General features: G+C 60.3%; 22 protein-coding genes. 7 read left to right on the forward strand and 15 right to left on the reverse strand.

Annotated features, from left to right (window positions below; all coding sequences use genetic code 11):
• The first annotated feature begins 123 nt into the window (after window positions 1–123).
• On the forward strand, window positions 124–339 hold the full coding sequence (gene rmf, locus FFS64_RS20555; protein WP_003223300.1) for a ribosome modulation factor: 216 nt from the start codon (window positions 124–126) through the stop codon (window positions 337–339).
• Between the two features lie 257 nt (window positions 340–596).
• Here rmf and FFS64_RS20560 read toward each other — a convergent pair whose 3' ends face one another.
• A complete protein-coding gene (locus tag FFS64_RS20560; protein ID WP_137806926.1) occupies window positions 597–1,616 on the reverse strand; it encodes a quinone-dependent dihydroorotate dehydrogenase in 1,020 nt (339 codons plus the stop codon).
• Window positions 1,617–1,844: 228 nt separating this feature from the next.
• On the opposite strand from FFS64_RS20560, the gene FFS64_RS20565 reads away from it, so the two are divergent.
• From FFS64_RS20565 to cobA, 5 genes are all read left to right on the forward strand, one after another.
• The gene (locus tag FFS64_RS20565) at window positions 1,845–3,056 is read left to right on the forward strand and encodes a CmpA/NrtA family ABC transporter substrate-binding protein (protein WP_137806927.1); all 1,212 of its coding nucleotides are present in this window, start codon (window positions 1,845–1,847) and stop codon (window positions 3,054–3,056) included.
• A 15-nt stretch (window positions 3,057–3,071) separates the two neighbouring features.
• A complete protein-coding gene (locus FFS64_RS20570; protein WP_137806928.1) occupies window positions 3,072–3,647 on the forward strand; it encodes an ANTAR domain-containing response regulator in 576 nt (191 codons plus the stop codon).
• A gap of 329 nt (window positions 3,648–3,976) precedes the next feature.
• A complete protein-coding gene (locus FFS64_RS20575; RefSeq protein WP_137806929.1) occupies window positions 3,977–5,188 on the forward strand; it encodes a NarK/NasA family nitrate transporter in 1,212 nt (403 codons plus the stop codon).
• Window positions 5,189–5,195: 7 nt separating this feature from the next.
• Window positions 5,196–6,866 (forward strand): bifunctional protein-serine/threonine kinase/phosphatase, encoded by a 1,671-nt coding sequence (locus tag FFS64_RS20580; protein ID WP_137806930.1) that lies wholly within the window; start codon window positions 5,196–5,198, stop codon window positions 6,864–6,866.
• Between the two features lie 159 nt (window positions 6,867–7,025).
• A complete protein-coding gene (gene cobA, locus FFS64_RS20585) occupies window positions 7,026–7,826 on the forward strand; it encodes a uroporphyrinogen-III C-methyltransferase (RefSeq protein ID WP_137806931.1) in 801 nt (266 codons plus the stop codon).
• Window positions 7,827–7,911: 85 nt separating this feature from the next.
• Here cobA and FFS64_RS20590 read toward each other — a convergent pair whose 3' ends face one another.
• The 8 genes from FFS64_RS20590 to ppsA all read right to left on the reverse strand — a co-directional run bounded on the left by FFS64_RS20590 (window position 7,912) and on the right by ppsA (window position 16,062).
• The gene (locus FFS64_RS20590) at window positions 7,912–8,946 is read right to left on the reverse strand and encodes an OmpA family protein (RefSeq protein ID WP_137806932.1); all 1,035 of its coding nucleotides are present in this window, start codon (window positions 8,944–8,946) and stop codon (window positions 7,912–7,914) included.
• A 107-nt stretch (window positions 8,947–9,053) separates the two neighbouring features.
• Complete coding sequence (gene sigX, locus FFS64_RS20595) at window positions 9,054–9,644, reverse strand: RNA polymerase sigma factor SigX (protein WP_017337463.1); 591 nt, start codon at window positions 9,642–9,644, stop codon at window positions 9,054–9,056.
• A gap of 90 nt (window positions 9,645–9,734) precedes the next feature.
• Window positions 9,735–10,559, reverse strand: coding sequence for a mechanosensitive ion channel domain-containing protein (locus tag FFS64_RS20600; protein ID WP_008048604.1), 825 nt, complete (start codon window positions 10,557–10,559; stop codon window positions 9,735–9,737).
• 2 nt (window positions 10,560–10,561) lie between these two features.
• Window positions 10,562–10,810: a hypothetical protein gene (locus FFS64_RS20605; protein WP_020801096.1), complete on the reverse strand. Its 249-nt coding sequence runs from the start codon at window positions 10,808–10,810 to the stop codon at window positions 10,562–10,564.
• Window positions 10,811–10,873: 63 nt separating this feature from the next.
• Window positions 10,874–11,869 carry a zinc transporter ZntB gene (locus FFS64_RS20610; protein ID WP_095197288.1) on the reverse strand — a complete coding sequence of 332 codons (996 nt, stop codon included), beginning with the start codon at window positions 11,867–11,869 and terminating at the stop codon, window positions 10,874–10,876.
• A 34-nt stretch (window positions 11,870–11,903) separates the two neighbouring features.
• Window positions 11,904–12,392, reverse strand: coding sequence for a ribonuclease E activity regulator RraA (gene rraA / locus FFS64_RS20615; protein WP_170948765.1), 489 nt, complete (start codon window positions 12,390–12,392; stop codon window positions 11,904–11,906).
• A 140-nt stretch (window positions 12,393–12,532) separates the two neighbouring features.
• Complete coding sequence (locus FFS64_RS20620) at window positions 12,533–13,522, reverse strand: alpha/beta fold hydrolase (RefSeq protein WP_137806933.1); 990 nt, start codon at window positions 13,520–13,522, stop codon at window positions 12,533–12,535.
• A 164-nt stretch (window positions 13,523–13,686) separates the two neighbouring features.
• Complete coding sequence (gene ppsA, locus FFS64_RS20630) at window positions 13,687–16,062, reverse strand: phosphoenolpyruvate synthase (RefSeq protein WP_137806934.1); 2,376 nt, start codon at window positions 16,060–16,062, stop codon at window positions 13,687–13,689.
• A 174-nt stretch (window positions 16,063–16,236) separates the two neighbouring features.
• Here ppsA and FFS64_RS20635 point away from each other — a divergent pair, with 174 nt between their 5' ends.
• Window positions 16,237–17,055, forward strand: a complete 819-nt coding sequence (locus FFS64_RS20635) for a pyruvate, water dikinase regulatory protein (protein WP_095197284.1) — start codon at window positions 16,237–16,239, stop codon at window positions 17,053–17,055.
• A gap of 118 nt (window positions 17,056–17,173) precedes the next feature.
• On the opposite strand, the gene prpD is transcribed toward FFS64_RS20635, so the two are convergent.
• The 6 genes from prpD to FFS64_RS20665 all read right to left on the reverse strand — a co-directional run bounded on the left by prpD (window position 17,174) and on the right by FFS64_RS20665 (window position 25,604).
• Window positions 17,174–18,658 carry a 2-methylcitrate dehydratase gene (gene prpD, locus FFS64_RS20640; RefSeq protein ID WP_137806935.1) on the reverse strand — a complete coding sequence of 495 codons (1,485 nt, stop codon included), beginning with the start codon at window positions 18,656–18,658 and terminating at the stop codon, window positions 17,174–17,176.
• 125 nt (window positions 18,659–18,783) lie between these two features.
• A complete protein-coding gene (gene prpF / locus FFS64_RS20645) occupies window positions 18,784–19,974 on the reverse strand; it encodes a 2-methylaconitate cis-trans isomerase PrpF (protein ID WP_137806936.1) in 1,191 nt (396 codons plus the stop codon).
• A gap of 56 nt (window positions 19,975–20,030) precedes the next feature.
• Window positions 20,031–22,625 carry a Fe/S-dependent 2-methylisocitrate dehydratase AcnD gene (acnD, locus tag FFS64_RS20650; RefSeq protein WP_137806937.1) on the reverse strand — a complete coding sequence of 865 codons (2,595 nt, stop codon included), beginning with the start codon at window positions 22,623–22,625 and terminating at the stop codon, window positions 20,031–20,033.
• A 207-nt stretch (window positions 22,626–22,832) separates the two neighbouring features.
• Window positions 22,833–23,960, reverse strand: coding sequence for a 2-methylcitrate synthase (gene prpC / locus FFS64_RS20655; protein WP_137806938.1), 1,128 nt, complete (start codon window positions 23,958–23,960; stop codon window positions 22,833–22,835).
• Window positions 23,961–24,000: 40 nt separating this feature from the next.
• Complete coding sequence (prpB, locus tag FFS64_RS20660) at window positions 24,001–24,891, reverse strand: methylisocitrate lyase (protein ID WP_095197279.1); 891 nt, start codon at window positions 24,889–24,891, stop codon at window positions 24,001–24,003.
• Window positions 24,888–25,604: a GntR family transcriptional regulator gene (locus FFS64_RS20665; RefSeq protein ID WP_171017110.1), complete on the reverse strand. Its 717-nt coding sequence runs from the start codon at window positions 25,602–25,604 to the stop codon at window positions 24,888–24,890. The genes prpB and FFS64_RS20665 overlap by 4 nt, the downstream gene beginning before the upstream one ends.
• Window positions 25,605–25,678 lie beyond the last annotated feature (74 nt).

The following is a 25,678-nucleotide window of genomic DNA, read 5'->3' on the forward strand; positions in this document are numbered from 1 at the left end:
CGCAATGACGTCAACACCTTGGCTCGCCACGCCGGCAGCGAGCCCCCAACGGCAGAGTTTTTCTGCCTGACCTCGATTGAGGTCGACGCGATAAAAACAGTCAACAAGTGAGGGCTACACCCTATGAGAAGACTTAAGCGTGATCCGTTGGAAAGAGCATTTTTGCGCGGATATCAATATGGCGTTGGTGGCAAATCCCGTGAGCTTTGCCCATTTACTCTACCGTCGGTACGCCAAGCCTGGATTAACGGCTGGCGAGAAGGACGCGGCGACAATTGGGACGGTATGACCGGCACTGCGGGAATCCACAGACTCAACGAACTTCACGCCGTCGGCTAACACAGGGCACACACTCCGACACACAATCTGATTACGCTACGAATTAACCACGCACGTCCCATCCGGACGGCGGGCTACGGCCCAGGGGCTCCTTCGAGGAGCCCTTTTTTATGCCTACTGAATCCTCAACCTGAAGCAACAAACGCACCTGTGGGAGCGAGCCTGCTCGCGAAGAGGCCATCAGATCCGACATTGATGCCGCCTGACAGGTAGACTTCGTCGGAACGCCGCCCGGAGCCGGCTCGCTCCCACAGGGATCAGCGCAGGGCGGCGATAGCGTCGACCGACTCGCGAATCAATGCCGGGCCTTTGTAGATAAAACCCGAATAGATCTGCACCAGGCTTGCGCCCGCGGTGATTTTCTCGGCCGCGTGTTTGCCTTCGGTGATGCCGCCCGCCGCGATGATCGGCAAGCGACCGCCCAGCTCGGCCGCCAGCACCTTCACAGTGTGGGTGCTCTTGTCGCGAACCGGTGCGCCCGACAGACCGCCCGCCTCGTCGCCATGCTCCATGCCTTCGACGCCCACGCGGCTCAGGGTGGTATTGGTCGCGATGACCGCGTCCATACCGGTTTCAATCAATGCCTGGGCGACCTGGGCGGTTTCTTCGTCGGTCATGTCCGGGGCAATCTTGATGGCCAGCGGCACGTGTTTACCGTGACGCAGCGCCAGTTCCGCGCGACGTGCAGCCAGGTCGGCCAGCAACTGCTTGAGCGAGTCGCCGAATTGCAGACTGCGCAGGCCCGGAGTATTCGGCGAGCTGACGTTGACCGTCACGTAGCTGGCGTGGGCGTAGACCTTGTCCAGGCAAATCAGGTAATCGTCGACCGCACGCTCGACCGGCGTATCGAAGTTCTTGCCGATGTTGATGCCCAACACGCCCTTGTACTTGGCGGCCGCCACGCGGGCCAGCAGGTGATCGACGCCGAGGTTGTTGAAACCCATGCGGTTGATGATCGCCTCGGCTTCCGGCAGACGGAACAGCCGCGGCTTTGGGTTGCCCGGTTGCGGGCGCGGGGTGATGGTGCCGATTTCGACAAAGCCGAAACCCAACTGGGCAAAGCCGTCGATAGCCGCGCCGTTCTTGTCCAGACCGGCCGCCAGCCCCACCGGATTCGGGAAGTCCAGGCCCATGACATTCACCGGCATCTTCGCCGGTGCCTTGCACAGCAAGCCGTTGAGCCCCAGGCGCCCGCCCGCGCCGATCAGGTCCAGGGACAGATCGTGGGAAGTTTCCGGGGAAAGTTTGAACAACAGCTGACGGGCCAGGGTGTACATGGGCGGGTTGGACTCAGGGCGGCGAAAAGTGGCGGCGATTATAGCCGGGCACAGGTCCACAGGCGAGGCGCAAGAGAAAAACAGCCGGCGATGGCATATGCCTTGCACCCGCTCAGTCATCAGCACCCATGCCAACGACGGGATGAGTGCCAGGACAATGGCGTCGTCACCCGGACTTGCGTGTGCAAGGACCCGGGACGACGCTTTTTTTTGCAAGGTGAACACGCGATGAACGAACCGTCAGCCGGCCCTCTGGCCTGGGTCAATGGCAGCGATGCCCCGGAAAAGACCGAAATCAATCTGGGCTTCATGGCCCTGAGCGACTGCGCCTCGGTGGTGGTTGCCGCCACCCAGGGGTTCGCCCAGCCCTACGGCCTGACCCTGAACCTGAAGCGCCAGCCGTCCTGGGCCAATTTGCGGGACAAACTGGTCAGCGGAGAACTCGACGCCGCCCACAGCCTCTACGGCTTGATCTATGCCGTGCACCTGGGCATCGGTGGCGTGGCCGCGACCGACATGGCCGTGCTCATGGGTCTGAACCAGAACGGCCAGAGCATCAACCTCTCCCACGGTTTACAGAGCCTGGGCGTGACCGGTCCTGAGGCACTGCACCGACACGTGCACCAAACTCGCCCAAAACTAACCTTTGCTCAGACCTTTCCCACCGGCACCCACGCCATGTGGCTGTATTACTGGCTCGCCAGTCAGGGCATTCATCCGTTGCAGGACGTCGACAGCGTGGTGGTGCCACCGCCGCAAATGGTCGCGCACCTGCAAGCGGGCCGCATCGACGGCTTTTGTGTCGGCGAGCCCTGGTCCGCCAGCGCGGTGCAACAGGATCTCGGTTTTACCCTGGCGACGACCCAGACCATCTGGCCCGATCACCCGGAAAAAGTCCTGGGCTGCACCCGCGCCTTCGTCGAGCAATACCCCAATACCGCCCGGGCGCTGGTGATGGCAATCCTGCAAGCCAGCCGTTTCATCGAAGACAGCGCCGAAAACCGCCGCAGCACCGCGCAATTGCTCAGCGCACCGCAGTACCTCGACGCCCCGCTCGACTGCATCGAACCGCGTCTGCTGGGTGACTACGCCGACGGTCTCGGCAATCGCTGGCAAGACCCGCACGCCTTGCGTTTCCATGCTGATGGCGAGGTCAATTTGCCGTACCTGTCCGATGGCATGTGGTTCATGACCCAGTTCCGTCGCTGGGGGTTGTTGCGCGACGATCCGGATTACCTCGCGGTGGCCCGTCAGGTCCAGCAACTAGACTTGTATCGAGAGGCTGCCAGTGCCGTCGGAGTCGCTTCTGCGGGCGAAACAATGCGCAGCAGCCAGCTGATCGACGGCAGGGTCTGGGACGGGTCTGATCCGGCCGTCTACGCCCGCAGCTTCAAACTGCATGCCATGAGCGACAGCTCGCCCCTTATCGCCAGCCGCTGACAGGAGACTGCGAATATGTTGCGTATCCTGCTGATCAACGACACCGCGAAAAAAGTCGGGCGCCTGAAAGCGGCCCTGATCGAAGCCGGCTTCGAGGTGATCGACGAGTCCGGGCTGACCATCGACCTGCCCGAACGCGTCGAAATGGTGCGTCCGGACGTGATTCTGATCGATACCGAGTCACCCGGCCGCGATGTGATGGAGCAAGTGGTGCTGGTGAGCCGCGACCAGCCACGGCCGATCGTGATGTTTACCGACGAACACGACCCCGATGTGATGCGCCAGGCGATCAAGTCCGGGGTCAGTGCCTACATCGTCGAAGGCATTCACGCACAACGCTTGCAGCCGATTCTCGACGTGGCCATGGCCCGTTTCGAAAGCGACCAGGCCCTGCGCGCGCAACTGCACGCCCGCGACCAGCAACTGGCCGAGCGCAAGCGTATCGAGTTGGCCAAGGGGCTGTTGATGAAAATGAAGGACTGCAACGAAGAAGAGGCCTACACCCTGATGCGCCGCCAGGCCATGAGCCGCCAGCAGAAGCTGATCCAGGTGGCGGAGCAAATCATTGCCATGAGTGAGTTGCTTGGCTGAAACCTGGAGTGAATGTTCTATCGCCTTCGCGAGCAGGCTCGCTCCCACCGTTGTGTACGACACAATTCCCCCTGTGGGAGCGAGCCTGCTCGCGAATGACCGCAACACGGTCTCAAACTGTTGGCACAAATCTCGCTAGGTAATCACCACAGGTAACCAACGGCGGTTGCCCCACCTACGACAAAGACGTCGCTCACCCCATTTGCCCCTGGCGAATCGGGTAGCGGCGTTTTTTTGTTTTGGCCCCATAGCTCGGGGCCGGTGGTGCGGCCCTGCGGCGCCCCACCTGCATGAATCCCGTTCGAGACTCCTATCAGCTGAGGTGCGCGATGAATTCAAGCTTCTGGAAATCCGGCCATACCCCGACCCTGTTCGCGGCCTTCCTCTATTTCGATTTGAGCTTCATGGTCTGGTACCTGCTCGGCCCCCTGGCGGTGCAAATCGCCGGTGACTTGCACCTGACCACCCAACAGCGCGGGCTCGTGGTGGCCACGCCGATTCTGGCCGGCGCGGTGTTGCGCTTTGTGATGGGTATGCTGGCTGATCGCCTGTCACCGAAAACCGCCGGCATCATCGGTCAAGTGATCGTCATTTGTGCGTTGTTCGGTGCCTGGAAACTCGGGATCCACAGCTACGAGCAAGCGCTGCTGCTGGGGCTGTTCCTGGGCATGGCTGGCGCCTCTTTCGCCGTCGCCCTGCCCCTGGCATCGCAATGGTATCCGCCGCAGCATCAAGGCAAAGCCATGGGCATCGCCGGGGCCGGTAACTCGGGCACCGTGCTGGCCGCGCTGATTGCGCCAGTGCTGGCAGCGGCTTTTGGCTGGAGCAATGTATTCGGCTTCGCCTTGATCCCGCTGATCCTGACCCTGATCGTCTTCGCTTGGCTGGCCAAAAACGCCCCCGAGCGGCCGAAAGCCAAGTCGATGGCCGACTACTTCAAGGCGCTGGGCGACCGCGACAGCTGGTGGTTCATGTTTTTCTACTGCGTGACCTTCGGCGGCTTCATTGGCCTGGCCAGTGCCCTGCCCGGTTACTTCAACGACCAGTATGGCCTCAGCCCGGTGACCGCCGGTTACTACACCGCGGCCTGCGTGTTCGGCGGCAGCCTGATGCGTCCTTTGGGCGGCGCCCTGGCCGATCGCTTCGGCGGCATCCGCACCTTGCTGGCGATGTACACCGTAGCGGCGATCTGCATCGCGGCCGTGGGTTTCAATCTGCCAAGCTCTTATGCGGCTCTGGCACTTTTCGTCTGCACCATGCTCGGTCTTGGGGCAGGCAACGGTGCGGTGTTCCAGTTGGTTCCACAGCGCTTCCGTCGGGAAATCGGCGTGATGACCGGCCTGATCGGCATGGCTGGCGGCATTGGCGGTTTTGCCCTCGCCGCCGGCATGGGTGCGATCAAACAAAGCACTGGCAGCTACCAAATGGCGCTGTGGCTGTTCGCCAGTCTCGCTATCCTCGCCTGGTTCGGCTTGCACGGCGTGAAGCGTCGCTGGAGAACCACCTGGGGCTCGGCCGCTGTAACCGCTGCACGGGTCTGAGGCTTCCATGAGCCTGCAACTGAGTTTTGCCGAAGCCAGCGCCATCGGTCCGCGCGACGAAAATCAGGACGCCCTGCGCCTGGTGACGCCGGCCCCGGCGCTGGCCGCCAGCAAGGGTTACCTGTTTGCCATCGCCGACGGCGTCAGCCAGTGTGCCGATGGCGGCCTGGCCGCCCGCTCGACGCTGCAGGCCCTGGCGCTGGATTACTACGCCACCCCGGAAACCTGGGGCGTCGCCCAGGCACTGGATCGCCTGCTGATCGCGCAGAATCGCTGGTTGCAGGCCAACGGCAGTGGGCAACCGCTGCTGACTACCGTCAGTGCCCTGGTCTTGCGTGGCCGGCGTTTTACCCTGGCCCACGTCGGTGATTGCCGGGTGTATCGCTGGCATGCCGATCAATTGCAGCGGGTCAGCGAAGATCACGTTTGGGACCAACCGGGCATGCAGCATGTGCTCAAGCGGGCGCTGGGGCTCGATCAGCACCTGGTGCTGGATTTTCTCGACGGAGAATTGCGTCAGGATGAGAGCTTCGTGCTGCTCAGCGATGGTATCTGGGCGGTTCTGGGCGATACCGCGATTGCCGCCATACTGCGTGATCAACCGGATCTGGACCACGCCGCGCAGACGCTGGTGAGGGCCGCGCACCTGGCCGGCAGCCAGGATAATGCCAGCGCCTTGCTGGTGCGGGTCGATGCCCTCGGTGAAACCAGCATTGGCGACGCGCTGATTCAGTTGCAGCAATGGCCGCTGCCGCCGACGCTGAAACCGGGCCAGGACTTCGAGGGTTGGCAGGTCGAAGCTATTCTCGGCCAGAGTCAGCAGTCGCTGCTTTATCGAGTGCGTGACAGCCAGCAACAACCCTGGCTGCTGAAAACCCTGCCCGTTGCTCTGCGTGATGATCACTTGGCCGGGCAAGCCTTGTTGTCGGAGGAATGGTTTCTCAAGCGTGTGGCCGGGCGACATTTTCCCGAGGTCCATGCCGCCAGTCAGCGTCAGCATTTGTACTACGTGATGCGCGAATATTCCGGCTCGACCCTGGCGCAACTGCAGGCACGGATCGGAACGTTGCCGCTGCCCCAGTGGCAGGACCTGGCCGAGCGACTGCTCAAAGCGGTCGGTCTACTGCATCGACGCCAGATCCTGCATCGAGACATCAAACCGGAAAACTTGCTGCTGGGGGACGATGGCGAGTTGCGCCTGCTGGATTTCGGGCTCGCTTACTGCCCCGGCCTGTCCGAAGACCAGCCCTCTGCCCTGCCCGGAACACCCAGCTACATCGCGCCGGAAGCGTTTCGCGGTGAAGCGCCGACAGCGCAACAGGATCTGTATGCGGTCGGTGTGACCCTTTATTACCTGCTCACCGGGCATTTTCCCTACGGCGAAATCGAAGCTTTCCAGCGTCCACGGTTCGGCGTGCCCGTCAGCGCCAGCCGCTATCGCCCGGACCTGCCGGAATGGCTGGCGCTCAGCCTGGATCGCGCGGTAGCGGCGGATCCGGCTCAGCGCTTTGAAACAGCGGAAGAATGGTTGCTGCAGATAGAACAGGGTGAGCGCCGCAGCTTGAGCGTGCGCCCGCGACCTCTGCTGGAGCGTGAGCCGCTGAAAGTGTGGAGAACGTTGGCGCTGGTGTCGCTACTGATGAATCTGGCGCTGCTGTTTGCGGTATTTCATGGCTAAGACCCAGGTGTGCCCTTCGCGAGCAGGCTCGCTCCCACAAGGGATTGTTTGAACACATCCAGACCCACTGTGGGAGCGAGCCTGCTCGCGAAGACGAACTGAACGTCGCTGCAATTCTTTCGACCTGCTCCATTACCGTTTCACAATGAGGAAAACACGATGAACGCAAAAGTCTGGCTGGTCGGTGCAGGCCCTGGTGATCCGGAATTGTTGACGCTCAAGGCCGTGCGGGCGTTGAGAGAAGCGGATGTCGTGCTGATCGATGATCTGGTGAATGACGCAGTCCTTGAACACTGCAGCAACGCGCGAATCATTCCCGTGGGTAAACGCGGCGGCTGCCGCTCGACGCCACAAGCGTTCATTCATCGCCTGATGCTGCGCTACGCGCGTCAGGGCAAGTGCGTGGTGCGGCTCAAGGGTGGCGATCCGTGCATTTTCGGGCGCGGCGGTGAAGAGGCACAGTGGTTGCGCGAACGCGGGGTTGAGGTCGAACTGGTCAATGGCATCACCGCCGGGCTTGCTGGTGCCACACAATGCGATATTTCGCTGACCCTGCGCGGTGTAGCGCGCGGCGTGACACTGGTGACGGCCCATACCCAGGACGGCAGCAGCCTGAACTGGCAGGCACTGGCCCAAAGCGGTACGACCCTGGTGATCTACATGGGCGTGGCCAAGCTCAGCGAAATACGTGAACAACTGCTGGCAGGCGGAATGAGGGCCGACACGCCGGTGGCGATGATCGAAAACGCTTCACTGCCGCAACAGCGGGAATGTCGGAGTGATCTGACGAGCATGGAAGAAGCTGCCCACGCCTTCGAGCTGAAAAGCCCGGCCATATTGGTCATCGGCGCGGTTGCGGCCAGTAAAACTCTCTCCTGTGGGAGCGAGCCGGCTCCGGGCGGCGTTTCCGACGAAGAGGCCATATCTGTCGACATCAATGTCGAATGTCAACGCGCCTGAATTCCCAGTCCCATCCTCTACCCACCAAATCGCAGACAAAGAAAAGCCCGGCCTAAGCCGGGCTTTTCTCAGAGCTGCGAGCTAATTACTTAGCTTGAGCTTCAACCTGCGCTTCTACGCGACGGTTTACAGCGCGGCCAGCGTCAGTGGCGTTGTCGGCAACTGGGCGGGATTCGCCGTAGCCAACAGACTGAACGCGGGACGATTCAACACCGTACTGGTTGGTCAGAACTTGCTTAACGGCGTTTGCACGACGCTCGGACAGTTTCTGGTTGTAAGCGTCAGGACCGACGGAGTCAGTGTGACCTTCAACAGTGGTGCTGGTGGATGGGTACTGCTTCATGAAGTCAGCCAGGTTTTTGATGTCGCCGTAGCTGTTAGGCTTGACTACCGACTTGTCGAAGTCGAATTTCACGTCCAGCTCTACACGAACAACTTCAGCAACTGCTGGGCAGCCATCAGCGTCAACGGTTACGTTGGCTGGGGTGTCCGGGCACTTGTCAACGTTGTCGCACACGCCATCGTTGTCGCTGTCGGAGCAAACTTCAGCTGGTGCTGGAACTGGAGCAGCTGCTGGCTTGGAGCCGCCACCGAAGTTCACACCGATACCGACGCTAGGAGCCCACTCAGTGTTGCCCTGGTCGATGTTGTACTGAGCTTCAACGCCGGCACGGGCGTAGAAGTTGTCGGTGAAGTACAGCTTGGCGCCGCCACCAACGTTGGCGAAGGTGGAACGGTCACGGCCGTTCGAACCGTTCTGGTCGATGCTCTGGTCGGAGAAACCGGCCGAGACGTAAGGACGCAGCATGTCGCCTGGGTTGTTGAAGTGGTACAGAGCGTCCAGAGCGGTGTTAGCGCCTTTTACGTTCTTACCGTCGTCAGCACGGACGTTGTGAACTTCGTCGTAGGCCAGACGCAGTTCAACGTCGTCGGTCAGGAAGTAACCAACCGAGCCACCGAACAGGTTGCCGTCGTTTTTGAAGTTACGGGTGCTGTCAAAGTACTCTTTCTTGGCGAAGCCTTCGATTTCAACTGCGCCTTGGCCCTGTGCCAGAGCGCCGAACGAAGTGGCGGCAATAAGAGAACCAATGGCCAAGCCCAAGGTGTTTTTCAGTTTCATCCGTTAAATCCCCATCTGGTGATTGTGAAGCAGTCCCGCAAACCGGGGGACAACTCGGCGGCAAGTCTATCAGAACTTGCCTACACGTAAGAGATATTTGCGCCGAACTAAGTTTCGGCAATGCCTGCAAATTTCTCACGCAATTTATCTAGAGCGCGCTTGTACCGCATTTTTGTTGCACTCAAACCCATGTGCATGATGTCTGCGATCTCCTGAAATTCCAGCTCTGCGACAAATCGTAGCACCAAAATTTCGCGGTCGATCGGGTTCACATACACCAGCCAGCGATCAAGTCCGCCCTTCTCCTCGGGTTTCGGCGCCTTTTCTTCGGACGCTTCTTCGAGGGGGTCCAGACTCAATGCGTCCATCAAGCGACGCTTTCGCCGTTCCTTCCGATACTGTGTGATGCACTCGTTGTACGTGATGCTATATAGCCATGTCTTGAACTTCGATTTGCCCTCGAAGTTCTTCAAGCCATACAACACCTTCAACATCACTTCCTGACAGACATCATCTGCATCGCGATCGTTCCCGAGATATCGTGCACAGACGTTAAATAATGTTCGCTGGTAACGCCGCATCAGTTCTTCATAGGCGCGCGTAACATGAAACAGCTCGGTATGCGAGCGCGCGACCAACTCCTCATCAGAGAGCTCGCGGGGGTCGTAGCGCGTGGATAGCGATTGGGCTTTATTCAAAACAAGTCGGGCCGACAGTCAGGTCAATGTCCACCGCAGCCTGCGTCTGCAGGCATTTTGCGGCGGCATACATTAGCAGGGTTTGCCGGGTTAGCGGCTACTCACATGCTGCTCAAGGAGGATCCGATTGGAAAGAGAGACTAGCTCACCCTCATCGGTCAGCAATGTGGTTTTAACCGTGCCGATCTCTTCGATCTGCCCTTCGACCTCGCCAACACGCACTTGTTGCCCAACCTGGTACAACTCACGCACATAGATTCCCGCAAGAATCTGACCGGCAATTTCCCGGCTTCCCAGCCCCATGGCCAGCGCAACCGCCAGACCAACGGTAATCAAAACGATGACGATCACATGGTTGAGCAGGTCAGTCTTGACCTCCAACTGGCTGATCGCTACCGAGATGCTGATGATGATCACCAGGCCCTGGGCAATTCGCCCCAAGCCGGAAGCATAGTCCAGGCCTACGCCTTCCGCGGCGCCGCGCACCAGGCCATTGGCCAGTTGCGCCAGCAGGACACCCACCAGCAGCACCAGCGCTGCGCCGAATACCTTCGGCAAATACAACGCAAGCATATCCAGCGTAGCTGAAACTCGCTCAAGTCCAAGGGATTCTGCGGCAGAAACCAGAAAAATCAGCAGAACGAACCAATAAACGATTTTACCGATCAGCGTAGAGATCGGAACCTGCAGGCCGGCGCGTGACAGCAGCTTGGTCAAGCCGGTACCGCCCATCAGGCGATCGAGGCCCAGTTTGGCGAGCAATTTGGACAGCAGCGTGTCCAGCAGCTTGGCCACGACGAAACCCAAAAGCAGCACAACCAGCGCGCCAAACAGGTTCGGAATGAAGTTCGCAACCTTGGTCCATAACGCAGTCATTGCAGTGACGAGGCTCTGTGTCCAGAGATCAAGTTCCATATTCAATCAGCCTTATCAGCAGTGCGAGCGGTAGGTTTACGAAGACGGGACACCGGCGCCACATGGGCCGATCCATTATTCAGGGCGATCATCAGCGCGGGCAGCCAGCGGCCCAACAGGCTGAACAGATCGCCGGCGCCGACCTGGCGGTTGGCGGTTTTCAGGACGCGGCCAAGGCACGCATCGTCGTCCCGGGTGGACGGTGATGCCTTGAGCATGTCACGCAAAGACTGTTCAAACGGATCGTGCATACGCACCTCTCGTGATGTCTGTGAAAGACGCGGTCAAATTTGGTCGGGTCACATGGGTCACTTTCAAACCCAGCGCAAACGTCGGAATAACCACCACTGCCCAAGCGCCACCGAAATCATCAGCAGGCAGGCGACGAGGAAGCCATAGGGGCTTTCGGAAAACGGAATCCCCCCGACGTTGATCCCCAAAAGACCGGTCAGAAAACTCATTGGCAGAAAGATCCCGGTGATGATCCCGAAGCGATACATCGTGCGGTTCATGCGCACGCTCAATCGTCGGTCCTCAGCCTCCAGGACCAGCCCCACCCGCTCTCTGGTCAATTCCAGCTCCTCGAGATAGCGTGTCAGGCTGTTGTTCAATTCGTTCCAGTAGTCGCCATCGTCTTCGACGAACCACGGTAATTTGATCCGCGTCAGCTGACCAAAAATATCCCGCTGCGGAGCGAGAAACCGCTTCAACGCAGCAGCCCGGCGACGGATCTGTAAAACCTCTCCATGCTCGGGTGTATACCGTTCGTCGGCATCCAGCTTTTCTTCTTCCTCATCGACCACTTCCGAGAGGCAGCTGACCAGATCCTGCACCTTGTTGGTGAGGTACTGCGCCATATAAAGGATGAGTTCAGAGGCGGTTTTCGGTCCCTTGCCGTCCGCCAGTTGCACCAGCAGCTCTTCGGTGGCGCGCAATGGACGCAAACGCAGGGAAATCACCCGCTGGGCTGAGCCGAAAATCCGTACCGACACCATGTCTTCAGGCTCGGCGCCCGGATTGAGGTTTACCCCACGCAAAAATAGCAGCAGTTCGCTGTCCGAAAGCTGTAAAAGACGCGGTCGGGTATTTTCTTCCAGCAAGAGGTCGCAGCTGAACTCGCTCAGACCGCTGGTTTTGCGCAGCCAGGTCTGGGTTTGCGGGTGACTGCGATCCCAGTGCAGCCACAGGCTTTCATGGGCCTGCAGCTGCAAGTCATCGAGTTCTGTCCGGGCTATCGAACGCGCACCGCCTTTACCGTCCAGCACCAGAGCATGTACCAGCCCCCACTGCGCGTTTTCTTCCTCGAACATCCGCATTCCATTCTTCAAAAAAGTCGGATAAATCTTACTCAGGCATTTTCAGCGGACTTGGCGAAATGATCACGCCATTGTTGTCCGCATAAATGTACTGGCCTGGATGGAAGGTCACGCCGGCGAAGGTCACGGCAACGTTGAGGTCGCCGATGCCGCGCTTGTCGGTCTTCATCGGGTGACTGGCCAGCGCCTGCACCCCCAGGTCGGTTTGCGCGATAACGTCGACGTCACGGATGCAACCGTAGATCACCAGCCCTTCCCAGCCGTTATTCGCTGCCTTCTCGGCCAGCATGTCGCCCAGCAGTGCGCGACGCAGGGAGCCACCGCCATCGACCACCAGTACCTTGCCCTTACCGTTGAGTTCGACCTGGTCCTTGACCAGCGAGTTGTCTTCGAAGCACTTGATGGTCACGATTTCGCCGCCGAAGGAATCACGGCCGCCGAAATTGCTGAACATCGGTTCCAGCACCTGCACCAGCTCCGGGTAGGCGTCGCACAGGTCAGGCGTGAGGTAATGGATCATCGAGAAACTCCTGTAAAAAGGAAGACGGTACGAACATCACTGATGATTCAATCATCAAAAATGACTGGAACAGCTCAATCCGTCATATCTTAGCCGCAAGGCGATCAGAGCGAAATGCCCCTGATAGAGCGTCCAGCTTAGATCGTCATGGTCAAATCCGCTTGATTGCCCAGCAGCGGTGTTTGTTGATCCGCCAACCAGCGTGCCACCAACGGCCAGACCTCAGCCTGGGCGGCTTTGCTGACCAGCATTTCCACGTGACCGAAATTGTCGCCGAAGCCCTGATCGCGGCCCAGGTTGATAAATTGCTTGTGCTCGGAACCCACCTGATCGAACAACTTGCGACAAGCCCAGGCCGGATCCTGATGATCGCCCGCGGCGCTCACTGCCAGCACCGGCAACCTAACCTCGGCCAGCCCTGCCCACCAGTCCTTGTCGGCATCGCCAAAGCGCCCGAACAAGCCGTACCAGCGCATGCTTTCCAAGGCCAGACCGATCGGCTCGTCTTCCGGGCCGCGCTTGAGTCGTGAACCGGACAACTGGGCAAAACGCTTGAGAATGAAACGCCCGCTCCACTCGACCGGCGGAATTTTCAACGGCCAGTAGGTGCGGCTGACTTGCGTGCCGAAAAACGCTGCGGACGCCACCACCGGCTCGCCGATGTATTCACCACCCAGCGCTGCCGCCAGGGTAATGCCGCCCAGCGAATGGCCTATCCAGTGCGGGACCTGGCCGCTTTGCTCACGCACGAATGCGCCAATGGCCGGCAGATCGTAACGCGCATAGTCGGCGACGCGGTTCTTGCGGTAGTTCTGGTTGCGCTGGGACAAGCCGTGACCGCGCATTTCCGGAATCCAGACATCGAATCCCAGGCGCGTCAGATAAGCCCCCAGCCCAAGACCTTTGGGGGAAAACCAGAAGCGTCGATTGGAAAAGCTGCCATGCAACAGGACCACCGGCACGCCACGCACCGCCGGCTCGTCGGCCATGCCGAGGCGCGTCACAGCCAGTTCGACGGTACCGTCAGGGCTGTTGGCGGGCTTCAATCGATAGACATCTTCGCTCAGATCACCGCGCCGCTCGGCGCTGATCAGGGCGACAGGAAATAGGTTGCTGCTGCTTTGCATAGTCTCTTGCACAAAAAAGGGCGGCATCCAGAGGAGCCCGCCCTACGTAATCAACTGTAGGAGCGAGCTTGCTCGCGATGCACTTCAGAACACCGCGTTTATCCAGGACAAACGCGTCATCGTTAGCAACCATCGCGAGCAAGCTCGCTCCTACAACAACACCATCAAGCTGATGCTTGACCTTCCGCCAGGAAGAACCAGGTTTCCAGTACGGAATCGGGGTTCAACGAAACGCTTTCGATGCCTTGTTCCATCAGCCACTTGGCCAGGTCCGGGTGGTCCGAAGGGCCCTGACCGCAAATGCCGATGTACTTGCCGGCCTTGTTGCACGCGGCAATGGCGTTGGCCAACAGCTTCTTGACCGCCGGGTTACGCTCATCGAACAGGTGCGCGATGATCCCGGAGTCACGGTCCAGGCCCAGGGTCAGCTGGGTCAGGTCGTTGGAGCCGATGGAGAAACCGTCGAAGAATTCAAGGAATTCTTCAGCCAGGATCGCGTTGGACGGCAGTTCGCACATCATGATGACGCGCAGACCGTTGTCGCCACGGGCCAGGCCGTTTTCGGCCAGCAGATCCACCACTTGGCTCGCTTCGCCCAGGGTGCGGACGAACGGCACCATGATTTCAACGTTGGTCAGGCCCATCTCGTTGCGCACGCGCTTGAGGGCGCGGCATTCGAGCTCGAAACAGTCGCGGAACGATTCGCTGATGTAACGCGAAGCGCCACGGAAGCCCAGCATCGGGTTCTCTTCTTCCGGTTCGTAGAGCTTGCCGCCGATCAGGTTGGCGTATTCGTTGGACTTGAAGTCCGACAGACGCACGATGACCTTTTTCGGCCAGAACGCGGCGGCCAGGGTGCTGATGCCTTCGACCAGTTTATCGACATAGAAGCCGACCGGATCGTTGTAGCCGGCGATGCGCTTGTCGACGCTTTCCTTGATGTCCTGCGGCAGGCCGTCGTAGTTCAGCAGCGCCTTGGGGTGCACGCCGATCATGCGGTTGATGATGAACTCCAGGCGGGCCAGGCCCACACCGGCGTTCGGCAACTGCGCGAAGTCAAAGGCGCGGTCCGGGTTGCCGACGTTCATCATGATCTTGAACGGCAGCTCCGGCATGGCGTCCACGGAGTTCTTCTTGATGTCGAAGCCCAGTTCGCCTTCGAAGATGAAGCCGGTGTCGCCTTCAGCGCAGGAAACGGTCACGCCCTGGCCGTCTTTCAACAGCTGGGTAGCGTTGCCGCAACCGACCACGGCCGGGATACCCAGCTCACGGGCGATGATCGCTGCGTGGCAGGTACGGCCGCCACGGTTGGTGACGATGGCGCTGGCGCGCTTCATGACCGGTTCCCAGTCCGGGTCGGTCATGTCGGACACCAACACGTCGCCTGGCTGGACCTTGTCCATCTCGGACACGTCCTTGATGATGCGGACCTTGCCGGCGCCAATGCGCTGGCCGATGGCACGGCCTTCCACCAGCACGGTGCCGGTTTCCTTCAACAGGTAACGTTCCATGACGTTGGCCTGGGTGCGGCTCTTCACGGTTTCCGGACGGGCCTGCACGATGTACAGCTTGCCGTCGTCACCGTCCTTGGCCCATTCGATGTCCATCGGGCACTGGTAGTGCTTCTCGATGATCATCGCCTGCTTGGCCAGCTCGCTGACTTCGGCGTCGGTCAGGCAGAAACGCGCGCGATCGGCCTTGTCGACATCGACGGTCTTGACCGAACGACCGGCCTTGGCCTCGTCGCCGTAGATCATCTTGATGGCCTTGCTGCCCAGATTGCGGCGCAGGATCGCCGGGCGACCGGCGGCCAGCGTGCCTTTATGGACGTAGAACTCATCCGGGTTGACCGCGCCTTGTACGACGGTTTCACCCAGGCCGTAGGCGCCGGTGATGAACACCACGTCACGGAAGCCCGATTCGGTATCGAGGGTGAACATCACGCCGGCGGTGCCGGTTTCGGAACGGACCATGCGCTGTACGCCGGCCGACAGGGCTACCAACTTGTGGTCGAAGCCCTGGTGCACGCGGTAGGAAATCGCGCGATCGTTGAAAAGGGAGGCGAACACCTCTTTGGCGGCGCGAATGACGTTTTCGACACCACGGATGTTCAGGAAGGTTTCCTGCTGACCGGCGAAAGAGGCGTCCGGCAAGTCTTCGGCAGTCGCGGAAGAACGCACGGCCACGGCCACGTCAGGGTTGCCGGCGGACAGCGCGGCGAATGCGGTGCGGATTTCGGTGTTCAGTTTTTCAGGGAACTCGGCTTCCATGATCCATTGACGGATCTGGGCACCGGTCTTGGCCAGTGCATTCACGTCGTCGACGTCCAGGGCATCGAGGGCATCGTGAATCTGCTGATTCAAGCCGCTCAGTTCCAGGAAATCACGATAAGCCTGAGCGGTCGTGGCGAAGCCACCGGGCACCGAAACACCGGCACCTGCCAGGTTGCTGATCATCTCGCCCAGGGATGCGTTCTTGCCCCCCACATGCTCAACATCGTGTTTGCCGAGCTTATCGAGGGAAACTACGTACTCTACCAAGGTGATCTCTCCACTAACTGTGTTGGAAAAGCTCAGAAGCCGGTTGCTCGGGGGAGCGTTTGCCGGCTGTATGGCCTGGACCTGGAAAATAAGTGAGAATGCGGGCCATTGGCGGCCGGCAAATCGCGCCTATCATATCCAAGAATGATCATTAGCTTAAGGCCCAAGGTGCAAATGAAACGATCTGCTTTCTTTATCTCCGATGGCACCGGCATTACTGCCGAAACCCTGGGTCAAAGCCTCCTGGCGCAGTTCGAAAACATTACCTTCAGCAAAGTCACGCGGCCGTACATCGACAACGTGGACAAAGCGCGGGCCATGGTACAACAAATCAACAAAGCCGCCGAAAACGACGGATTTCGCCCGATTATCTTCGATACCATCGTCAATCAGGATATTCGTGAGATCCTCGCAACTTCCAATGGTTTCATGATCGACATTTTCTCGACCTTCCTGGCACCTCTTGAACAGGAACTGACCGAGCATTCTTCCTATACCGTCGGCAAGTCCCACTCCATTGGTGCCAACACCAACTACATGGAGCGCATCGAGGCGGTTAACTTCGCCCTCGACAACGACGACGGCGCCCGCACGCACTATTACGATAAGGCCGACCTGATACTAGTGGGCGTGTCGCGTTGTGGTAAGACGCCGACGTGTCTGTACATGGCCATGCAATTTGGTATCCGCGCGGCCAACTACCCGCTGACCGAGGACGACATGGAGCGCCTGCAACTGCCAAGCGCCCTGCGTGCCCACCAGCACAAGCTGTTCGGCCTGACCATCGACCCGGACCGACTCACCGCGATCCGCAACGAGCGCAAGCCCAACAGCCGCTATTCGAGCTACGCCCAGTGCGAGTTCGAAGTGCGCGAGGTGGAAAACCTGTTCCGCCGCGAGAACATTCCGAACATCAACTCCACGCATTTTTCCGTTGAAGAAATCTCCGCGAAGATTTTGGTGGAGAAAGGTGTGGAGCGGCGGTTCAAATAAATCTCTATTGCCTGTTCCGGCCTCATCGCCAGCAGGCTGGCTCCCACAGTTGATTTGTGTTCACCGCATATCCCCTGTGGGAGCCAGCCTGCTGGCGATTGAACGATGACTCGGCCTCCTAGATCACAAACAAATCCACAAACCGATTAACAGACGTCGCTTCAAGCGCTGCCTGGTCCTTGCACAACGCAAAAATCTCCTCGCTACGCTGCCCGGTAAATCGTGTCAGCAGGTTCGCCCTGAATTTCTCCTCCAACAACGGAATGCCCTCGGCACGGCGCCGACGGTGACCAATCGGGTACTCCACCACCACGTTCTCGGTGCTGGAACCGTCCTTGAAAAACACCTGCACCGCATTGGCAATGGAGCGTTTGTCCGCTTCCAGGTACTCGCGGGTGTAACGCGGGTCCTCGACGATGACCATTTTGTCGCGCAGCACATCGATGATCGGATGTGCCCTGTGGAAGTCATCCTCGTAGTGTTCGGCCACCAGATTGCCGAAGGCCAGCGGCACTGCGGTCATGTACTGGATGCAGTGATCGCGGTCGGCGGCATTGGCCAGCGGGCCGACCTTGGAAATGATGCGGATCGCCGATTCGTGGGTGGTGATGACGATTTTGTCGATCTCGTGCAATCGATTGCGCACCTGCGGGTGCAGGGTCACCGCTGCTTCGCAGGCGGTTTGCGCGTGGAACTCGGCGGGAAAGCTGATCTTGAACAGCACGTTTTCCATCACATAGCTGCCGTACGGGCGGGAGAAACTGAAGGCACGCTTGTCTTCGGCCTTGAGCGCCAGATCGTTATTGGTGTGGCTGAACAACACGTCGTAGAAGCCCCATTGTTTAGCGCTCAAGACACCGGGAATACCCATCTCACCCCGCATCGCGATGTCTGCCAGACGCACCCCACGGCTGGAGGCGTCGCCGGCCGCCCAGGATTTCCGCGAGCCGGCATTCGGCGCATGACGATAGGTGCGCAACGCCTGACCATCGGCAAAAGCGTGGGACAACGCCGACAGCAGTTGCTCGCGGTTGGCCCCCATCAGTTTGGCGGTGACCGCGGTGGAGGCGACTTTCACCAAAATGACGTGATCGAGGCCGACACGATTGAACGAGTTTTCCAGAGCGATCACGCCTTGAATTTCATGGGCCATGATCATGGCTTCGAGTACAACGCGCACGGTCAGCGGTGCATCGCCATTGGCCAGGCGTTTTTGTGACAGGTGGTCGGCCACCGCGAGAATGCCGCCCAGGTTATCCGAGGGGTGCCCCCACTCGGCGGCGAGCCAGGTGTCGTTGTAGTCGAGCCAGCGCACGATGCAGCCGATGTCCCACGCGGCTTTAACCGGATCCAGACGATAACTGGTGCCGGGAACCCGCGCGCCGAACGGCACGACAGTGCCTTCGACCACAGGCCCCAGGTGCTTGGTGCATTCGGGAAAGCGCAGCGCCAGCAGGCCACAGCCCAGGGTGTCCATCAGGCAGTTGCGGGCGGTGTCCAGGGCTTCTGTGGATTCGATCTTGAAGTTGAGGACGTAATCGGCAATGTTCTGCAGGACCTGGTCATAGTCCGGACGATTGTTCAGGTCAACGTTGGCGCTCATGTTCGATTCACTCTTGTAGGAGCGAGCTTTGCTCGCGATGGTTGTCAACGATAACGCTGGGTGCCTGACACCCCGTGTACTCTCAGGTCCATCGCGAGCAGGCTCGCTCCTACATAAGGTATGGGTCAGAACGAATCACCCGGCACGCGGACGTAACCTTCCATCAACACCCGCGCACTGCGGCTCATGATGGCTTTGTTCACGGTCCATTCGCCGTCGACCTGGCTGGCTTCGGCGCCGACGCGCAAGGTGCCCGACGGGTGACCGAAGCGCACGGCATTGCGTTCGACACCGCCCGCCGCGAGGTTGACCAAAGTGCCGGAAATCGCTGCCGCCGTGCCGATCGCCACCGCTGCGGTGCCCATCATCGCGTGGTGCAGCTTGCCCATGGACAACGCGCGTACCAGCAGGTCGACATCACCGGCGGCAATCGCCTTGCCGCTGGACGCCACGTAGTCCGCAGGCTTGGCGACAAACGCCACCTTCGGCGTGTGCTGCCGCTTGGCCGCTTCGTCAATGTTCGAAATCAGGCCCATACGCAGTGCGCCGTAAGCGCGGATGGTTTCGAACATCAACAACGCTTTCGGGTCGCCGTTGATCGCGCCCTGCAATTCGGTGCCGGTGTAACCGATGTCTTGGGCATTGACGAAAATGGTCGGGATGCCGGCGTTGATCATGGTGACCTTGAGCGTGCCGACGCCCGGCACTTCCAGATCATCGATCAGGTTGCCGGTGGGGAACATCGAACCACCGCCACCCTCTTCTTCCGCTGCCGGGTCGAGGAATTCGAGTTGTACTTCGGCAGCCGGAAAGGTCACACCGTCGAGCTCGAAGTCGCCGGTTTCCTGCACTTCACCGTTGGTGATCGGCACGTGAGCGATGATGGTCTTGCCGATATTGGCCTGCCATACACGGACCACGGCAACGCCGTTTTGCGGAATGCGACTGGCATCCACCAGGCCATTGCTGACGGCGAACGAACCGACCGCCGCCGAGAGGTTGCCGCAGTTGCCGCTCCAGTCGACGAAAGGCTTGTCGATGGACACCTGACCGAACAGGTAATCGACGTCGTGATCGGCCTTGGTGCTTTTCGACAGGATCACGGTTTTGCTGGTGCTTGAGGTCGCGCCGCCCATGCCGTCGATTTGCTTGTCGTAAGGGTCGGGACTGCCGATCACCCGCAGCAGCAGCGCGTCGCGGGCCGGGCCCGGAACCTGTGCCGCTTCGGGCAGGTCCTTGAGGCTGAAGAACACGCCTTTACTGGTGCCGCCACGCATATAGGTGGCGGGAATCTTGATCTGCGGTGCGTGAGACATGATTGCTCCTTCATAACGGGCACGGGACCCAAAGTCCCGTGCCCGTACAGCCTGTATTAGACGGCAACCGCCGACTCTTCGAGGAAGTCCTGGGCGAAGCGTTGCAACACGCCGCCCGCCTCGTAGATCGACACTTCTTCGGCGGTGTCGAGGCGGCAAGTCACTGGCACCTCGACGCGCTCGCCGTTCTTGCGATGGATCACCAGCGTCAGCTCGGCGCGCGGTGTGCGATCGCCGATCACGTCGTAGGTTTCGCTGCCGTCGATGGCCAGGGTGTGACGGTTGGTACCCGGCTTGAACTCCAGCGGCAACACGCCCATGCCTACCAGGTTGGTACGGTGAATGCGCTCGAAACCTTCAGCGGCAATCGCTTCCACACCCGCCAGTCGCACGCCCTTGGCCGCCCAGTCGCGGGACGAACCCTGACCGTAGTCGGCACCGGCGATGATGATCAGCGGCTGCTTGCGGTCCATGTAGGTTTCGATGGCTTCCCACATGCGCATGACCTGGCCTTCCGGCTCGACCCGCGCCAGCGAGCCCTGCTTGACCTTGCCGTTTTCCTGGACCATTTCGTTAAACAGTTTCGGGTTGGCGAAGGTCGCGCGCTGCGCAGTGAGGTGATCGCCCCTATGAGTCGCGTAGGAGTTGAAGTCCTCTTCCGGCAGGCCCATTTTCGCCAGGTATTCGCCGGCGGCGCTGTCCAGCATGATGGCGTTGGATGGCGACAGGTGATCGGTGGTGATGTTGTCCGGCAGCACCGCCAGCGGACGCATGCCCTTGAGCGGACGAGCCCCGGCCAGCGCACCTTCCCAGTATGGCGGACGGCGGATGTAGGTGCTCATCTCGCGCCAGTCGTACAGCGGCGCCACTTTCGGGCCGGTGTCTTCGTGGATGGCAAACATCGGGATGTAGACCTGACGGAACTGTTCCGGCTTGACCGAAGCTTTCACCACAGCGTCGATTTCTTCGTCGCTTGGCCAGATGTCTTTCAGGCGGATTTCCTTGCCATCGACTACGCCCAGCACGTCTTTTTCGATGTCGAAACGGATGGTGCCGGCGATGGCATAAGCGACCACCAGCGGTGGCGAGGCGAGGAACGCTTGCTTGGCGTACGGGTGAATCCGGCCGTCGAAATTGCGGTTGCCGGACAGTACGGCAGTGGCGTACAGATCGCGGTCGATGATCTCTTGCTGGATCACCGGATCCAGCGCACCGGACATGCCGTTGCAGGTGGTGCAGGCAAAGGCCACGACGCCGAAGCCGAGCTGCTCCAGTTCATCGGTCAGGCCGGCTTCGTCCAGGTACAGGGCCACGGTTTTCGAACCCGGCGCCAAAGACGATTTGACCCACGGCTTGCGGGTCAGGCCGAGCTTGTTGGCGTTGCGCGCCAGCAGGCCGGCAGCGATCACGTTGCGCGGGTTGCTGGTGTTGGTGCAGCTGGTGATGGCCGCGATGATCACCGCGCCGTCCGGCATTTGACCCGGTACGTCTTCCCACTGGCCGGAGATGCCTTTGGCCGCCAGATCCGAAACCGCCACACGGGCGTGCGGGTTGCTCGGGCCGGCCATGTTGCGCACCACCGAAGACAGGTCGAAGGTCAGGCCGCGCTCGTATTGCGCGCCCTTGAGGCTGTCCGCCCACAGGCCGACCTGCTTGGCGTAGTTCTCGACCAACTGCACCTGGTCGTCTTCACGGCCGGTGAGCTTGAGGTAGTCGATGGTCTGCTGATCGATGTAGAACATCGCCGCCGTGGCGCCGTACTCCGGGGCCATGTTGGAAATGGTGGCACGGTCGCCAAGCGTCAGTGCGGAGGCGCCTTCTCCGAAGAATTCCAGCCATGCACCGACCACTTTTTGCTTGCGCAGGAATTCGGTCAGCGCCAGCACCATGTCAGTGGCGGTGATGCCCGGCTGCAGCTTGCCGGTCAGTTCGACACCGACGCTTTCCGGCAGGCGCATCCACGACGCGCGGCCCAGCATCACGCTCTCGGCTTCCAGGCCACCGACGCCAATGGCGATCACGCCCAACGCATCGACGTGCGGTGTGTGGCTGTCGGTGCCGACGCAGGTGTCGGGGAATGCAACGCCGTCGCGCACTTGAATCACCGGAGACATTTTCTCCAGGTTGATCTGGTGCATGATGCCGTTGCCCGGCGGGATCACGTCGACGTTCTTGAACGCCTTCTTGGTCCAGTTGATGAAGTGGAAACGGTCTTCGTTGCGACGGTCTTCGATGGCGCGGTTCTTCTCGAACGCCTCGGGATCGAAGCCGCCACGCTCGACGGCCAGGGAGTGGTCGACAATCAGTTGCGTCGGCACCACCGGGTTGACCTGCGCCGGGTCACCGCCTTGCAAGGCGATGGCGTCACGCAGGCCGGCGAGGTCCACCAGTGCGGTCTGGCCGAGGATGTCGTGGCACACCACGCGGGCCGGGAACCATGGGAAATCGAGGTCGCGCTTGCGTTCGATGAATTGCTTCAGGGATTCGGTGAGCGTGGCCGGGTCGCAGCGACGCACAAGGTTTTCCGCCAGCACGCGGGAGGTGTACGGCAGGGTGTCGTAGGCGCCGGGCTGGATGGCCTCGACCGCCGCGCGGACGTCGTAGTAATCCAGATGGCTGCCGGGCAGCGGTTTACGGAATTCTGTGTTCATCGGTCAGGACTCGGTCACGGTAAATACAAAAGGGTGGGGCCTGGCGCCGGATTCGAAATCAACACAATCCACTGTGGGAGCGGGCTTGCCCGCGATTGCGGTGGGTCAGCCGACATTTGTGTCGTATGTAACTCCGTCATCGCGGGCAAGCCCGCTCCCACAGGGATTTGCGCTACATCCAAATCCCTGCGTCAGAGCCCCCACCATTCAGCGTTGTTCGATTGGCACGAACTTGCGCTGTTCGACGCCGACGTACTCGGCGCTGGGGCGGATGATGCGGTTGTTGGCGCGTTGTTCGTACACGTGGGCAGCCCAGCCGGTCAGGCGCGAGCAGACGAAAATCGGTGTGAACAACTTGGTCGGGATGCCCATGAAGTGGTACGCCGAGGCATGGTAGAAGTCGGCGTTCGGGAACAACTTCTTCTGTTCCCACATTGTGGCGTCGATCGCTTCGGAAACCGGGAACAACACCTTGTCGCCCACTTCAGCGGCGAGTTTTTTCGACCAGCCCTTGATCACTTCGTTACGCGGATCGTTGTCCTTATAGATCGCGTGGCCGAAGCCCATGATCTTGTCCTTGCGCGCCAGCATGCCGAGGGTGCCCTCGACCGCCTCCTCTGGCGACGAGAAACGCTCGATCATTTCCATCGCTGCTTCGTTGGCGCCGCCGTGCAGCGGACCGCGCAGCGAACCGATGGCCGCGGTGATGCAGGAGTACAGGTCCGACAGGGTCGATGCGCAAACCCGTGCGGTGAAGGTCGAAGCGTTGAACTCGTGCTCTGCGTAGAGGATCAACGACACGTTCATCACTTTGACATGCAGCTCGCTCGGCTTTTTGCCGTGCAGCAAGTGCAGGAAGTGACCGCCGATGGACGGCTCGTCGCTCACGCAATCGATGCGCTTGCCTTCGTGGCTGAAGCGATACCAGTAGGTCATGATCGCCGGGAACGCGGCCAGCAGGCGATCAGTCTTGTCGTGCTGCTCGGAGAAGTCTTTCTCTGGCTCCAGGTTGCCCAGGAACGAGCAACCGGTGCGCATCACGTCCATCGGATGGGCGTCGGCAGGGATGCGTTCCAGCACTTCTTTCAAGGCTTGCGGCAGGTCGCGCAGCTTGCTCAGCTTGCTGATGTAGGCTGCCAGTTGGGTTTTGCTCGGCAGTTCGCCGTACAGCAGCAGGTAAGCGACTTCTTCGAATTGAGCGTCAGCCGCCAGTTCGCGAACGTCGTAGCCGCGATAGGTCAGCCCTGCGCCCGACTGGCCCACGGTGGACAGTGCGGTTTGCCCGGCAACCTGGCCACGGAGCCCGGCGCCACTGAGTACTTTTGCTTCGGCCATTGCTGCCTCCAATCTTGAATTTATTAGGGAGTTATTCGACTTACTTCTTCGCCGCAAACAACGCATCGAGCTTCTGCTCGAAGGTGTGGTAGTCGATGCGATCGTAAAGCTCCATGCGCGTCTGCATGGTGTCGATGACGTTTTGCTGCGTGCCGTCGCGGCGGATCGCGGTGTAGACGTTTTCCGCCGCCTTGTTCATGGCACGAAAGGCCGACAGCGGGTACAGCACCAGCGACACGTCGGCAGCGGCGAGTTGCTCGGTGGTGTACAGCGGTGTGGCGCCAAATTCAGTGATGTTGGCCAGGATCGGTGCTTTCACGCGGCTGGCGAACAGTTTGTACATCTCCAGTTCGGTGATGGCTTCCGGGAATACCATGTCGGCGCCAGCCTCGATGCACGCCGCCGCGCGATCCAGAGCGGACTCCAGGCCTTCCACGGCCAAGGCGTCGGTGCGAGCCATGATCACGAAGCTGTCATCGGTACGGGCATCGACGGCCGCTTTGATGCGGTCGACCATTTCCTGCTGCGAAACGATTTCTTTATTAGGACGGTGACCGCAGCGCTTGGCGCCGACCTGGTCTTCGATGTGAATCGCTGCCGCGCCGAACTTGATCATCGACTTGACGGTACGGGCGACGTTGAACGCCGAGGAACCGAAACCGGTGTCCACGTCTACCAGCAGTGGCAAATCGCAAACGTCGGTGATGCGGCGCACATCGGTCAACACGTCATCCAGACCGGTAATGCCCAGGTCCGGCACACCGAGGGAGCCGGCAGCGACGCCGCCGCCGGACAGGTAAATCGCCTTGAAACCGGCACGCTTGGCCAGCAGCGCGTGGTTGGCATTGATCGCGCCGACCACTTGCAATGGATGCTCGCTGGCGACCGCATCGCGGAAACGCTGGCCTGGAGTGCTCTTGTTGGAACTCATGACTCACCTCGTTTGGCTGTCGGATTGGCGCCGTCCTGGTAGTGACGGGCGATGTTGCGTTTGGAAGCGCCGATGTGACGGCGCATCAACAACTCGGCCAGTTCACCGTCACGGTCGGCGATGGCATCGAGAATTCGGTGGTGCTCGGCAAAGGCCTGGTGCGGACGATTGGGCGTGGTGGAAAACTGGATGCGATACATGCGCACCAATTGATAGAGCTCGCCACAGAGCATTTGCGTCAGGGTGCGGTTACCGCTGCCCTGGATGATTCGGTAGTGGAAGTCGAAATCGCCTTCCTGCTGGTAATAGCCTCGGCCAGCCTGGAACGCTTCATCGCGCTCGTGGGTTTCGAGGACGCGCCGCAGTTCGTCGATTTCTTCGACACTCATTCGCTCGGCCGCCAGACGACAGGCCATGCCTTCGAGGGATTCGCGGATTTCGTAGAGCTCCAGCAGCTCCGCGTGATTGAGCGACACTACCCGCGCCCCGACGTGCGGTACGCGCACCAGCAGGCGCTGACCCTCCAGCCGGTGGATAGCCTCGCGCAGCGGACCGCGGCTGATGCCATAGGTACGAGCCAGCTCCGGCTCCGAAATTTTGCTGCCAGGAGCGATCTCGCCCTTGACGATAGCCGCCTGAATGCGCCGGAAGACGTTCTCGGACAGTGTTTCCGAATCGTCCTGGACGGTAAGCGGCGGATCGAGTTGATCCAGCATATTGTCGACACCTTGAAAACCAATGCCGCAAAAACTAGCGAATTCAGCAACCACAGTCAAAGGATAAATCG

It is taken from the genome of Pseudomonas sp. G(2018) (assembly GCF_005502415.1).
In the GTDB taxonomy this organism is placed as follows: Bacteria; Pseudomonadota; Gammaproteobacteria; order Pseudomonadales; family Pseudomonadaceae; genus Aquipseudomonas.